We start from the raw sequence: 13,690 nt of genomic DNA, 5'->3' as shown, positions 1-13,690 counted from the left end.
AGTAAAACTTAGTAAAGATATGAAAATTAATACCCGATGGACGGAAAAAGTCCATCAGTATCCCTCAAAAATTATGGTGGTTATCACTATAATCATGTTGAATCTGCTCTCTTTCTCTCTATATACCTATGCCCAAAGCGATAAGAAAATTTTATTCGAAGCTGACGGTATGACATTAAAAAAGGCTTTTGAAACATTAGAAAAGCTTAGCGGTAACCATATTGCCTATAATAATAACCAGTTAGACGACCAGAAAAGGGTATATGTTTCGCGCGGACTAAGGCCGGTAAACGAAATACTCGATTTGCTTTTAAAAGGTATGCCCTTTACCTATAAAGCAGGTGGCGCGGGCAATATCCTCATTATTTCAAAAGCCACATCTACCGGTAACATTAGTGGTAAAGTTCTTGATGAAAATAACGAGCCTATACCTGCAGCAACGATTAAAATTGTAGAGTTAAATGTACTGGGGCAAACCAACAACAATGGTAGCTTTAGTTTTAATGTTGCACAGGGTGTTTATACCGTTGAAGCAAGGTTTATTTCTTACCAGGTTGCCAGAAGACAACAAGTTAAGGTAAACATTGGTGGAACCACAAGTGTTAACTTTAAACTGCTGCCGGCAGATAATTCGCTGAACGATGTAGTGGTTACAGCTTTAGGTATCAAACGTTCTGAGCGTGCCCTGGGATATGCCATTACAACTTTAGATAGTTCGGCATTCACAAATGCGATAGCAACCAACTGGACAGATGCCTTATCAGGAAAAGTAGCAGGATTAAATTTAGTTCGAAACAGTGGCCTGGCAGGGTCTAACAAAATTATTCTTCGTGGTGAAAACAATTTAACCGGAGATAATGAAGCATTAATTGTTATTGATGGTGTTGTGGCGAGTAGCAGTGCAAAACGCACTGCCGGAACCGGTGGTGGTGTTTACGGCACATCAGGAGATATTTTGCCTACAGATTTTGGAAGTGCCCTTAACGATCTTAATTCTGATGATATAGAGAATGTTTCGGTATTAAAAGGCCCTGCGGCGTCGGCGCTTTATGGTCAGAGAGGGGCAAATGGAGCGATTGTAATTACCACTAAATCTGCCGGAAGCAAAAAGAAAAATTTCAACATTACGTTTACTTCTAATACGGCCTTCGAACAAATTAACAGAGGACCCGATATTCAGCAAGAATATGGCGCTGGGGTAAGTGGTGCAAGTTATTACAGTTTCGGAACCAATGCTGATGGTGCAGATACCCACGCAACCAGTTCAACTTATGGTCCACGGTTTGATGGTACCAGTATGTTTTTTCAATACGATCCGACTACACAAAAAGGAGGAACAACACGCACTCCCTGGGTAGCATACCCTAATGCCCTGGATGCATTTTTCAAAACCGGGGTTGAAACCACCAACTCCGTGAGCTTAGATGGCAATGCCGGAAAAGTGGGCTTACGCTTTACTGCGAGCCATGGCAATAACGACTGGATTGTTCCAAACACAAGTTTAGAACGTACTTCGGTTTCTTTATCAGGCAATAGCAATGTAACCAAAAAACTGAATATTGTTTTTAAGGCCAGCTATAATAACAGGCATAGCGATAATTTACCTGCAACCGGGTATGGCAATCAATCGTTAATGTATTGGTTCATGTTTGCGCATCCAAATATGAATTTGGACTGGTTTAAAAACTATTGGGTAGCCGGACAGGAACAAAGAAAATTTATTGATTTAACTTCCAGTTTTCCAGAAGGCCCTTATGCAATTTCTGAACAATATTTAAACGGACAGAGAAGAAATGGCATTTTAGGAAATGTACAGGCTACTTACAAGTTTACCAACGATTTAAGTTTACTGGTACGTTCGTCTATTGATTATAATCATGATATCCGCGAAACCAAACGTCCATGGGATGCTGCAGGAGCTAAATTTGCTCAGGGATCGTTCCGGGTTCAGGATATAAGTTCGTACGAAGTCAATGCAGACTTTTTGTTAAGATATAACAAGGATTTATCGAGAGATTTAAAACTTTCTGCATCAGTAGGAGGTAGCCAGTTAAGAAATCGTTACAACAAATCAGAGCTTCGCGCCGACGGATTAATTATTCCGGGATATTATAGCTTAGAAAACAACCAAAATCCACTGATTTCGGTGCCTGATACAGCCCGTTACAACATTAACAGTTTGTATGGTACCATGTCGCTCTCGCTAAAAAATTACCTTTATTTAGATTTAACGGGAAGACAGGACTGGAATAGTACGCTGGCATCTCCGCTTCGTACTGATAATGTGGGTTTCTTCTATCCGTCTGCAAGTGTATCTTTTATTGTTTCAGATTTTTGGAAAATGCCTTCACAAATCAGCTATTTCAAATTACGCGGATCAATTGCGCAAGTGGGTAGCGGTGGCACAACACCATACCGCACAGCTTATAATTACACATTAGCTGCAAATGGAATTTATCCGGGAGGAGCGATGACAAACCCAACCATCCTTCCAAATAATAACTTAAAACCGCTTTCTACTACCACAATTGAGGTAGGTGCAGAATTGAGGTTATTTAAAAGCAGACTGAATTTTGACTTTGCCGCATATACCGGAAGTACAAAAAACCAGATATTAAGCCGTTCGATAGATCGGGCCACGGGTTATTCGGTTGCCATATTCAATGCAGGACGTGTAGATAATAAAGGTTTAGAAATGTCGGTAAATGCCATCCCGCTCCAAAGCAAATCATTCAAATGGACAATTAACGGAACGTTTTCTGCAAATAGAAATACCATTAAAGAACTTGCCGATAGCTCTGTGATATTACGGACCGGTCCGCTTGGTGGTACACAGATCGTGGCGAATGTTGGCGGCAGTTTAGGCGATATTTACGGTTTCGGATTAAAGCGTTCACCTGATGGCCAAATTATATTCGACAATACAGGTAAAGCCATTCCAGATCAAACACAGTTAAAATATCTTGGTAACACCATGCCTAAATTCAGGTTTAGTTTTGGTACAGGCGTAACTTATAAAGGCTTTACGGCCAATGTGTTATTTGATGCGCAGTTGGGTGCTGTTGCACACTCGCTAACCTTTGCAAGAATGGCAGGACTTGGTAAATTAAAATTAACCCTGCCAGGAAGATATGGAGGTTTAATTGGAGAGGGTGTAATGTTAAATCCTGACGGAGTGACCTATAGCCCTAATACTACCGTTGCAACTGATGTAGGTGCTTTTTATGAAGCCATGTATGGATCACTTAATGCTGAAGGAAGCACTTTCCGTACCGATTACCTAAAATTAAGAGAAGCAACTATTAATTACACATTCTCGAAAAGACTGGTTTCCAGCTTAGGCCTGAGCCGGGTAACCATAGGCGTGTACGGTCGTAACCTTTACACCTGGTCGCCATGGCCAGCATTCGATCCTGAATTTGGTACGCTTTCGGGCAGCGATATTGTAACCGGTTTTGAGGTGGGTCAATTGCCATCAACCAGAACTTTTGGAGCACGTTTAGTTGTGGGTATTAACTAATAATAAAATGAAAAAGATTAAAAATATTACAGGTTATGCTTTCTTACTGGTAATGGGAACTTCATTCTTCTCTTGCAAGAAAGATTTCGATAAAATCAATACAGACCCAATTGGTGTACCAAAGGTTACAGCCGATAAATTGCTGGCCCCCACGTTAACGAATGTATTGAGCGCAAACTTAATCCGGAACCGAAGCATCAATAATGAATTGATGCAGGTTTCAGTTTCAACGGTAGATGAAGTGCTGGAAGGAAGGATTTACCGCTACGATATCAGAAGAACATTATCTGATGCGATGTGGAATTCATGGTATTCTGAATTGACTAACATAAAGGATATCAATACCATTGCAAGTAATCCTGATTCGGTTAATAAATCCTATCAGGGGATTTCCAGAATTGCAGAAGCATGGACGATGCAATTATTGACTGATACTTATGGTGATGTGCCCTATACACAAGCCAATCAGGGTAGGGCTGGCCTGCTCGAACCGGCATTTGATAAACAAAAAGATATTTACATGTCGCTGCTCAATAAACTGGAAGAAGCAAATACCTTGCTTACCGCCAATGAGACCATTGAAGCGAATAGTGATCCGGTTTATAATGGCGATATTTCCAAGTGGAGGAGGTTTGGAAACTCGCTGTATTTAAGGTTGTTACTGCGTATATCCGGTAAGGCAGAGGCAAGTGCACAGGCAATAGCAAAAATTAAAGAAATTGTAGATACAAACCCGGCGAAGTATCCCATCATGGATAATAACACTCATACTGCTAAAATTCTTTGGAATGGTACGAACAGCAGTACAGCGTTATATTCCTCGCCATTTATGGTAAGTGTTCGCCCTGCCGATTTCAGAACGCCTGCCATAGTTGATTTTTTTATCAACAACTTAACTTCCTGGGGTGATCCAAGGATCAATCCGGCTTATGGAAAAAATAACATCAACAGATGGGGCATAGCCGCTGGTGTAGCCGGATATGTTGGCATTCCGAGCGCTTATCCTATAGGTAGTGGAGCGCCCTTAAAACAAGCTTATTTTTATTCTGATGCACAATCCGGAAGTCCGTTGTCTCTGCAAACCGATCCTTATACCGGCATGATAATGAGCGTAGCCGAAGTTGATTTTATTTTGGCAGAAGCTGCTGCAAGAGGCTGGATTAACGGAACAGGTGATACATACTATTATAAAGGTATTGCAGATGGAATAAATTACTGGATTCCAACCTTATATGCCACCGGCGATGGTGCAGCCGTTAGAGACTATGCTTTAAAGGGCGATTTTAACTGGAACAATGCATTGCCATTGGATAATAAAGCGGTTGGTTCTAACAGTAAACTCGAACTGATCCATTTACAAAAATATTATGCCCTGTTTTTGGTGGATTTTCAGCAATGGTTCGAATACCGAAGAACGGGGCACCCTTTACTTCCTAAAGGATCGAGTTTGTTAAACGGCGGCAAAATGCCGGTTCGTTTATACTATCCAATCCTTGCCCAATCAACTAATCCAACTAATTACAAAAATGTTTTGGCAGCTCAGGGACCTGATGATGTGAATACACTAATGTGGTGGCAAAAACCTTAAACAGATTTCATCATGAAAAATAAGTTCAGATATTTTATTGCAATTGTGTTAATGATTGCGCTTTACGCAAGTTGCAAAAGGGAAAGTGACCTTCCTTATAAATTTTCAGAAAGTGGTTTTATTTCCAATTTTGATTTAAGAAGGTACTATAAAGGATCAGATCTTTCACTTAATCCTGAAGCCATAGGCGGCGCCAAAAGTATTAGAGGAGTGGTGGTTTCAGATTTTAGATCAGGCAATTCAGTAACGGGATTAATTGCGCTGCAAAACAGCCGCATTAATGGTACAGCAGATTCCTTAAGGGGAATTTCATTCAACCTTGGGGCTGCAGCAGCAAACTATGTTCCGGGTGATTCTTTGCATATTAAACTCGAAGGCGGTGTGCTGAAGAGGGTAGATGGAATTTTACAAATTACAGGTTTACCAAGTTCGGCGGTAACTAAAGTTGCCTCTAACAGGATTATTAAATTGCAGGCGGCAAATACAAGTACTATATTAGCCAATCCCGATCGTTACGAAAGTACATTGGTTGCGATTAACAACGCGGTATATGATCCGGAACCTACCAGTGATGTGGTATATTCGGGAGATAAGATATTAAATGATGGTTTCGGGCTGGCTACATTACGCACAAATTCGAGTGCCAGCTTTGCAAATACTGCGATTCAGCCATCTGGTAATTTTACAGGCGTTGTATACGTTACCGGTAACGGAGACTCAAAAAAGATTGAATACCGGATAAGATCGGTAGACGATTTCTTTTACGTGCCGATGCCCAAGCTTTCTCCTGCAATTATTTCAGGGTATCTTGTCGATCCGAATGGATTGGATGGGAATTATGAATATATTCAGTTTTTAGCAACTAAGGATATTGATTTTGCAGTTACACCATTTTCTGTTTATACGAACAATAATGCCGGTGCAACCACTTTCCCTACCTTAGGGTGGAACACAGGTGGCGTTAGAACTTACAAATTTAACCTTACCTCTGGAACGGTAAAAAAGGGAGAATTTTTCTATGCGGGTGGTGCAGGCCAGCGCATTAACGGATCTGCTTCAACAGTTGTAGCAGCATCAAAATGGATTTCAACTGTAGATTATACTGTGGTACCGGGTGCAGATGGCATTGGTGCGGTAACAGGTAACTTATTAGCGAACAGCGGGAACGTTGCGGGTATTGCTTTGTTTGAAGGAACAAATATTACCCCCAATACGGTTCCGTTAGATGTGATTTTTTATGGTGGGGCTAACGGAAGTTTCTACACCGCCGGACCTCCTGAAGCTGGATTAAGAATTACAATTACAGACAAATTTGCGACTTATGCCAGTAAAATTCCACAAGAATATTATGGAAAAGGAACCAATGATATTGCCAAACGCTTTGCTGGTTTTCCAACCGCTACTAGTTTTGCAAAGTTAGGTGGCGTTTATAAAGCAGCTAAAGGCGGATGGGAGTCCGTAAGAACGATGACAAATGTTGTATTAACCAATGCCTCAGTACTCAGCGCAATTGAAACAGGAGGTGTTACTACCCTAATCGATAAATAAAAAACAATAAAAAGGCCAGTAAAACTGGTCTTTTTAATATCATAGAAACTAAAAACGGGTGATTTAGAAATCATGGACAGAAGATCATTTATACAAAAATCAACTTTATTAACCACCACCTTATTTATAAGCTTAAAATCGTTCCCTTCATCGTTATTTACAGTAGATGGTTTGGTAAACGGAACTGTAACCAGCAAAGGTAAAGCCGTTGCAGGTGTCGTAATTTCTGATGGCTATAGTGTGGTACAAACCGATAAAACCGGAAACTATCAGATTAAACTACACGAACTTGCCCGTTTCGTTTGGATCAGCACACCATCTGGATACGAATTTAAAACCGAAAGCAGCATCGCACGCCATTATTATAAACCAGATACCGCAGGCAAATTAAATTTCGATCTTAAAGCTTTAAAACAGGATGATAACAAACATAATTTTATCATCTGGGCCGATCCACAGGTAAAAACGCAAAAGGATGTACAGCAGATGATGGAAACCGCTGTGCCCGATACCAGGGAAGTGGTAAAAGGCATGGGTAAAACATTGGTACACGGTATCGGCGTAGGCGACCTGGTTTGGGATAACTTCGATCTTTTTCCGGCTTACGATGAAGCCATTGCCAAAATTGGTATTCCCTTTTTTCAGGCGATCGGTAATCATGATCAGGATTACAGACAGGGTGGTGATGATACCTCCGACCGCACCTTTCAGGCACATTATGGCCCAACATATTATTCATTTAATAGGGGGAAGGCACATTACGTGGTTTTAGATGATGTACGTTATTTAGGTGTAGAAAGAACCTATGATGGTTACATTACCCCAACTCAGTTAGAATGGCTGGCAAAAGACCTGAAATTGGTGCCAAAGGATGCCTTACTGATTATTTGTCTACATATTCCGGTGCATAATTCTGTAAAAAATAACGATGATTTTTATGCGGTGTTAAAAGATTTTAAAAACGTGCACATCATGTCTGGCCATACACATTTCAATAAAAACGTAGTTAAAAACGGTATTTTAGAACATAACCATGGTACAGTTTGCGGTGGATGGTGGACAGGCCCAATTTGCGGAGATGGAACACCTCGCGGATATGGTGTTTACGAAGTAAATGGAACAGATTTAAAATGGTATTATAAATCGACTGGTGAAGACCGAAAAAAGCAATTGAGCATTTATGCTGACACACTAACCAACCAAAAAAGATTAATAGCAAACGTTTGGAATTACGATCCGGAATGGAAGGTAGAATATTTTCTGGATGGAAAAGCAATGGGTAACCTGGCACAACAAGATGGATTTGATCCTCTATCGGTAAAATTATATAAAGGAGATAAATTACCAAAACCAAGAGCTTTTGTTGAACCAATTTCTACTGATCATTTATTTATGGCACATTTTGAACCTGGTGTTAAAAAGGTAAAAGTAGTCGCTACAGATCGCTTCGGGGAGAAATTTGAAGCAGAAATTGATGCTTAATCAGCATAATTGTTCTGTTGGATGTTGCCATCCGACAGATAGTTGATTTAGCATCAGATGGTACCATCTGATACCACTATAATACAGTTGGTTAAAAATTAATATAGATTTAATTAACCACGTAAGATCGTACAGCCTGATAATCCTATAATTGTAGATGAATTAAAAGCGTTGGATGATCACATCCAACGTTACAGTAAAATCCCTTTTTGGATATGAAAATTAAAAAAACAACAATCTTTATTCTTTTATCTGCATTTGCAGTAAAATCGCATGGTCAGGAAGTTAAATTCCCTGCCTTTAGTGCCGAAGCACATCGTGGTGGACGGGGTTTAATGCCCGAAAACACCATTGAAGCGATGTTAAATGCCATGAAAATTGATGGCATTACCACACTTGAAATGGATACACATATCTCAAAAGACGGTAAGGTTGTAGTAACGCACGATGATTACCTGAGTCCTGCTTTTATGCTTGGCCCCGAGGGAAAGGATATTCCGGCAACAGATGTGAAAAAATATCCGATTTTTGGGATGAATTACAGTGAAATTAAACAGTTCGATTTAGGGACCAAATATTATGATCTTTTCCCTCAACAAAAAAAGGTAAAAACACACTTGCCTTTACTTACTGAACTGATTGATGCCGTTCAGCGCGATATCAAAACCAATAAACGTAAACAGTTTTTCTATAACATCGAAACTAAATGCAGCGAAAGTGGCGATGGCATTACCAACCCTAAACCCGAAGAATTTGTTAAACTTTTAATGGAGGTAATCACCAAGAAAAAGATCACTGATTTTGTGGTAATCCAATCTTTTGATAAAAGGACCATCCAGATTATTCACGAGAAATATCCAAAAATGAAAACTTCTTTTCTGGTAGCCAATAAAAAAACTTACGAAGAAAATATAGCCGATTTAGGTTATAAACCTTTTATTTTAAGTCCCGTTTGGCAAATGGTAAATGAAGATTTAGTTAAAAAGGCACATGCAGATGGTGTAAAAATCATCCCATGGACAGCCAATACTTTAGCTGATATCCAAAAACTGAAAGCATTAAATGTTGATGGAATTATTTCTGATTACCCTGATATTTTAGGTCAGGCGAAATAGACATAGGAAGCCATATTACAATAACAAAAAAGCGAACCAATTTTGGTTCGCTTTTTTTATTCAGTCGCGGAATCACAAAGAGTAATCGTCATTTCGGCTGGGCTAGCAATTACGGTTTAACTTAAATTGTAATTGCTAATTCAATCCATTCTGCATATTAAGCTTGATTCCTCTTAATAAGTCGCAGCTAATTTTAATGCATTATAAGCATTTACCACTCCGCCACTGATGCAAAGATCAGCGAAAGGAATAGAAACTTTTTCAGCACCTGGTTCTTCACCTTTAGCATATTCTACATTGTGATTAACCTTGGTAACTGATTTAACAATAATTTCTTTTACTTGCGCGGCCGTTAATTTTGGATAGTAAGAACGGATTAATCCTGCTAAACCTGCCACAACCGGAGAAGCCATACTCGTACCATCTAAGTTTTTGTATTTTGAACCCGGTACGGTAGAATAAATTTGCACACCCGGCGCGAAAACGTCAACCTGGGTTTTACCAAAGTTAGAGAAACTTGCTTTTAATGTTTCATCATCTTTTGGTCCCGATGCGCCAACTGTAATCCACGAAGCGATGGTTTTTGCATCTAAATCTTTATGGTTAGGGAAATTGTTTTCTACATCAATATCTTTGTTTTCATTTCCTGCAGCCTGTACAATCAGTACATCTTTAGAAGCCGCATATTTCATCGCTTCATTAACAATGGCTTTGTTCCAGCTGTAAGCCTTACCAAAACTCATATTGATTACTTTAGCACCATTATCAACCGCATAGCGGATAGCATTGGCAACGTCTTTATCTCTTTCATCACCATTTGGCGTACAACGTACACCCATAATAGCAACATTATCGGCTACGCCTAAAATACCCAGCTTGTTCGTTCTGTCTGCAGCAATAATACCCGCAACGTGTGTTCCGTGCATGGCATCCGGACCAGCAACATCATTATTGCCGTAAAATTTCTCTGTTACATTGTTTGGATCATCACCAACAATCGAACGTGGGTCATAATCCAGGTTTAAATTGTAATTGGCCTGACGGGTGTAATAATCCAGTCCCTCACCAATCTGATCTTCGTAAAAATCTTTAAAGCTTCCTTTTTCTAATTGCTGGCTTAGTACATTTTGAATTCTTCCTTCAATAGGGGTAGAAGGTTTGAAGTTTTTAAAATCCTCAGCCGTTGGGTTTTCCTTACCGATTTTTTTTACTACTGCATCTAAAGCATTTTTAAAACCGGTAATACCTGCAAGATTTTCTTTAGCTTCTGCCAGTTGTTTTTCCAAATCTGTACGCTCTGCTTTAAAAGTTTCGAAATCTTTTTTATCTTTTTCTGCAACGTTTGCGTCAGTAGTATTGGCAAAACGGACCTGATCGCGGCGCACCAAACGTGTTAACTCTAATGTTTCGAAGTTTACTGATTCTTTAGGGCCACCAATAAAATTCCAGCCGTTTATATCGTCGATATAGCCGTTTTTATCATCGTCTTTACCGTTACCCGCAACCTCTTTGGTATTTACCCACATGATGCGTTTTAAATCTTCATGCGTGGCTTCAACACCACCATCGTTAACGGCAACAATTACTTTAACCGATTTTTTACCTTTTAAAAGTTCTTTATATGCTTTTTCGGTGCTGATACCAAATGTACTGTCACTTTTTAGATCGAGATTTTGCCAATTGGCTTTTTGTGCGTGAACTAAAGTTGGCACTGCACTTACAAGCGCCATACCTAAAAGCGTTCTGAAAATTCTACTCTTATTCATTTATTTATTTTTGAATTAAACGTCGAAAGTTAATTTTAATTTTTTTATTGAAAGAAATTGTATTAAAAATAATGGTTTTGGCATATTATTTTAGATAAATCGTCAATTCCGCGTAAGCGGAAATCTTAAAGCTCTACGCCTTGGTTCGTGTCTCCACGAATCGCTATTAAAATTATTTGACTAGTCCTGAAAATTTTATGCCGTGGTTCACCACTATTAAAAATTATTGCCAATAAAAAAATCCTGAAACAATCTGTTCAGGATTTTTTGCTTAAAAATAAGCCTTTATTTATTTTAAATTAGCGACAATCTTTTTTGCCATTTCATCATGAGATTCAATTACTTTTAAAGTATTGTTAGCCCATTCTTTAATTTTTTGATCACGGTTTTCAGTCCCCAGTGTAAATAATGCCACTGTTTTATCATGGTCGGTAACCATCATGTCCATATAATGTTTATCAAAAGCTGCACCTGTCATTTTTTTCATAGCATCCAGATGAATCTGATCTTCTGCAGGTAAAGCATCCGGAGTAATCACTTTTTTGCTTTGAGCCAAAGTTTTTAATTCGGCATTGGCTTTGGTATGGTCGGCAAGCATTTTTGCTGCAAAATCTTTCACTTCAGTGCTTTTTGCATTTTTAGCAGCAATTTTTGCCGCTTCAACCTCCATAATACCTCCAACAGCTGCTTTCCTTAAAAAAGTAGCACCTGCTTCATCAATACCCGATTCGGTACTTTCGGCACCGCTTAAATGGTTGCCATTTACCATTGTGGTATCGCCAGAAACACTGTCTTTCGTAGTTGCTGATTTTTTATCTGCAGTTTGACAGGCCTGGAAAGAAAAGGCTAATGCAAAGGCTGTAGACAATAAAAATATCTTTTTCATGTTTTCTCTATGTTTTAATCTGTATGGAAAACAAGAGAGTTGAAAAAAGGTTTGCGGAATTGAACGGCGATTATTCTGCTCCGTAAGGATTTTTTACAACAATAGCCATTAACCGGTCAGGGTTTTCAATGGGTTCGAAACCAAATTGTTTGTACAAACCATGGGCATCCAAAGTGCCTAACCGATAGGTTCTCAATCCTTGCAGGTCAGGGTGGAAAATCATAAACGACATCAGTTTTTTGGATAGTCCCAAGCCACGGTAACTTTCTTTAACATACACATCGCAAAGCCATGCAAAAGTAGCTTTATCGGTTACCCAACGGGCAAAACCAACTTGCTCCTGGCCCTTGTTTATGCCAAAACAAAGCGAATTTTCTATAGAACGTTTTACTGTATCGAAAGGAATGTTTTTTGCCCAGTAAGATTCCTTACTTAAATATTGATGGATGGCTTTTATATCTAAAAGCTCCTTTTTGTCAGAAAATATAAATCCGTTTTCGTTGATTTCCATAGTAAGATTGGTTAATCGGTTAATTGTTAGACTATTCTTCACAATTAACCGATTTAAACAGTTAACCGATTGACCTAATTACGCATATTAATATACTGCAAAGGTTGTCCGAAATCTTCATTTCTGCAAAGATTGATCACTGCTTGTAAATCGTCTATTTTTTTTGCCGTAACACGCACTTGGTCATCCATAATAGAAGGTTGCACTTTTAATCCGCTGGCTTTAATTTTGGCCACAACTTTTTTAGCTGCTTCTTTATCCAAACCCTCTTTAATGCTGATTTCTTTTCTGATCATGTTGCCCGAGGCCTGATGCTCATCTCCAAAATCCAGACTTTTAGGATCAAGGTTCTGTTTCATCATTCTCGAAATAATTGAATCTTCTATGGCTTTAAGGCGCATGTCATCTTCGGTAACAATGGTTACAACATTGGTTTTCTTATCCAGTTCGATGGTACTTTTAGATCCGTTAAAGTCGAATCGGTTAAGGATTTCTTTTTTGGCGTTATTGATCGCATTATCCAATGTTTGCGCATCAACTTTACTTACTATATCAAAAGAAGGCATGGTTTTAGCTTTAAAGTAAAAAAATAAGTAGATTTAGTAGAAATTAATCTACGTCACAAAAAAACGAAAAATAATATGAAAACCACTAAACCAAAGTCTCAAAAAAAGATCACTAAGAAAGAAGCTAAAAAACAATTAGAGCAATCTATTACAGATAAGTTTCTGGATGTTATTAAAAGTTTAGGACATGATGTATCTGAAATTAGTACCGAGGTTGGTAAGGCGAGTAAACGTGTGGCTAAAAAATTAACCAAGAAATTTACCATAGTAAAAGCTGATGTAGGCCAAAAGATAGATGATTTGTTAAACGCATCAAAAGAAAAGGCCAAATCGGCTAAGAAACCGGTTACCAAGGCGGCAAGCAAAGCTGAAAAATCTGCCGAAAAAGTAGTCAAGAAAGCTGTGGCTAAAGCTAAACCAGTGGTGCAGAGCATTAAAGTGGCTGCTATTGAAACAGAAGAAAAAGCCGAAAAAGTATTAGCTAAACCTGTTGCTGAAGTTAAAAAGGTAGCAGCAGCAACGGCAACAGTTGCAAAAAAAGTGGTAGCTACAGCAATTAAAACTCCTGCAAAAGCAACTGCGGTTGTAAAAAAAGCTCCAGCGCTGGCAGCTGATTCGGAAAAAGCTACACCTGTTGTTAAAAAAACGGTTGCTACAACTACACCGGCAGTTAAGAAAGTTGTTAAGGTTCCTGCTAAAAAATAAATT

At 39.0% G+C, this 13,690-nt stretch carries 10 protein-coding genes; 6 read left to right on the top strand and 4 right to left on the bottom strand.

The window, feature by feature from the left end; genetic code table 11:
- Positions 1-19: 19 nt before the first annotated feature.
- The 5 genes from R2R28_RS17385 to R2R28_RS17365 all read left to right on the top strand — a co-directional run bounded on the left by R2R28_RS17385 (position 20) and on the right by R2R28_RS17365 (position 9,253).
- A complete protein-coding gene (locus R2R28_RS17385) occupies positions 20-3,520 on the top strand; it encodes a SusC/RagA family TonB-linked outer membrane protein (protein ID WP_316826957.1) in 3,501 nt (1,166 codons plus the stop codon).
- A gap of 7 nt (positions 3,521-3,527) precedes the next feature.
- On the top strand, positions 3,528-5,108 hold the full coding sequence (locus R2R28_RS17380; RefSeq protein ID WP_316826956.1) for a SusD/RagB family nutrient-binding outer membrane lipoprotein: 1,581 nt from the start codon (positions 3,528-3,530) through the stop codon (positions 5,106-5,108).
- 12 nt (positions 5,109-5,120) lie between these two features.
- On the top strand, positions 5,121-6,656 hold the full coding sequence (locus R2R28_RS17375) for a DUF5689 domain-containing protein (RefSeq protein WP_316826955.1): 1,536 nt from the start codon (positions 5,121-5,123) through the stop codon (positions 6,654-6,656).
- 72 nt (positions 6,657-6,728) lie between these two features.
- Positions 6,729-8,138 (top strand): calcineurin-like phosphoesterase family protein, encoded by a 1,410-nt coding sequence (locus R2R28_RS17370; RefSeq protein ID WP_316826954.1) that lies wholly within the window; start codon positions 6,729-6,731, stop codon positions 8,136-8,138.
- 215 nt (positions 8,139-8,353) lie between these two features.
- On the top strand, positions 8,354-9,253 hold the full coding sequence (locus R2R28_RS17365) for a glycerophosphodiester phosphodiesterase family protein (RefSeq protein WP_316826953.1): 900 nt from the start codon (positions 8,354-8,356) through the stop codon (positions 9,251-9,253).
- Between the two features lie 173 nt (positions 9,254-9,426).
- On the opposite strand, the gene R2R28_RS17360 is transcribed toward R2R28_RS17365, so the two are convergent.
- The 4 genes from R2R28_RS17360 to R2R28_RS17345 all read right to left on the bottom strand — a co-directional run bounded on the left by R2R28_RS17360 (position 9,427) and on the right by R2R28_RS17345 (position 12,982).
- The gene (locus tag R2R28_RS17360; protein WP_316826952.1) at positions 9,427-11,019 is read right to left on the bottom strand and encodes a S8 family peptidase; all 1,593 of its coding nucleotides are present in this window, start codon (positions 11,017-11,019) and stop codon (positions 9,427-9,429) included.
- 289 nt (positions 11,020-11,308) lie between these two features.
- Positions 11,309-11,905, bottom strand: a complete 597-nt coding sequence (locus R2R28_RS17355; RefSeq protein ID WP_316826951.1) for a DUF4142 domain-containing protein — start codon at positions 11,903-11,905, stop codon at positions 11,309-11,311.
- Between the two features lie 70 nt (positions 11,906-11,975).
- Positions 11,976-12,416 carry a GNAT family N-acetyltransferase gene (locus tag R2R28_RS17350; protein ID WP_316826950.1) on the bottom strand — a complete coding sequence of 147 codons (441 nt, stop codon included), beginning with the start codon at positions 12,414-12,416 and terminating at the stop codon, positions 11,976-11,978.
- A gap of 74 nt (positions 12,417-12,490) precedes the next feature.
- Positions 12,491-12,982: a YajQ family cyclic di-GMP-binding protein gene (locus tag R2R28_RS17345; protein ID WP_316826949.1), complete on the bottom strand. Its 492-nt coding sequence runs from the start codon at positions 12,980-12,982 to the stop codon at positions 12,491-12,493.
- Between the two features lie 75 nt (positions 12,983-13,057).
- Between R2R28_RS17345 and R2R28_RS17340 the strand changes: the two genes are divergently transcribed.
- Positions 13,058-13,687: a hypothetical protein gene (locus R2R28_RS17340; protein ID WP_316826948.1), complete on the top strand. Its 630-nt coding sequence runs from the start codon at positions 13,058-13,060 to the stop codon at positions 13,685-13,687.
- Positions 13,688-13,690: the final 3 nt, after the last annotated feature.

Origin of the sequence: Pedobacter miscanthi (genome assembly GCF_032678605.1) — a bacterium.
In the GTDB taxonomy this organism is placed as follows: Bacteria; Bacteroidota; Bacteroidia; order Sphingobacteriales; family Sphingobacteriaceae; genus Pedobacter; species Pedobacter miscanthi_A.
The sequence above is the reverse complement of the archived record's forward strand: the minus strand, read 5'-3'. Positions and strand labels throughout refer to the sequence as shown.

Excerpts from the sequence above, each read along its gene's own strand:
- R2R28_RS17370 (WP_316826954.1), top strand. The coding sequence starts at position 6,729 with ATGGACAGAAGATCATTTATACAAAAATCAACTTTATTAACCACCACC.
- R2R28_RS17355 (WP_316826951.1), bottom strand. The coding sequence starts at position 11,905 with ATGAAAAAGATATTTTTATTGTCTACAGCCTTTGCATTAGCCTTTTCT.
- R2R28_RS17340 (WP_316826948.1), top strand. The coding sequence starts at position 13,058 with ATGAAAACCACTAAACCAAAGTCTCAAAAAAAGATCACTAAGAAAGAA.
- R2R28_RS17385 (WP_316826957.1), top strand. The coding sequence starts at position 20 with ATGAAAATTAATACCCGATGGACGGAAAAAGTCCATCAGTATCCCTCA.
- R2R28_RS17375 (WP_316826955.1), top strand. The coding sequence starts at position 5,121 with ATGAAAAATAAGTTCAGATATTTTATTGCAATTGTGTTAATGATTGCG.
- R2R28_RS17345 (WP_316826949.1), bottom strand. The coding sequence starts at position 12,982 with ATGCCTTCTTTTGATATAGTAAGTAAAGTTGATGCGCAAACATTGGAT.
- R2R28_RS17360 (WP_316826952.1), bottom strand. The coding sequence starts at position 11,019 with ATGAATAAGAGTAGAATTTTCAGAACGCTTTTAGGTATGGCGCTTGTA.
- R2R28_RS17365 (WP_316826953.1), top strand. The coding sequence starts at position 8,354 with ATGAAAATTAAAAAAACAACAATCTTTATTCTTTTATCTGCATTTGCA.
- R2R28_RS17350 (WP_316826950.1), bottom strand. The coding sequence starts at position 12,416 with ATGGAAATCAACGAAAACGGATTTATATTTTCTGACAAAAAGGAGCTT.
- R2R28_RS17380 (WP_316826956.1), top strand. The coding sequence starts at position 3,528 with ATGAAAAAGATTAAAAATATTACAGGTTATGCTTTCTTACTGGTAATG.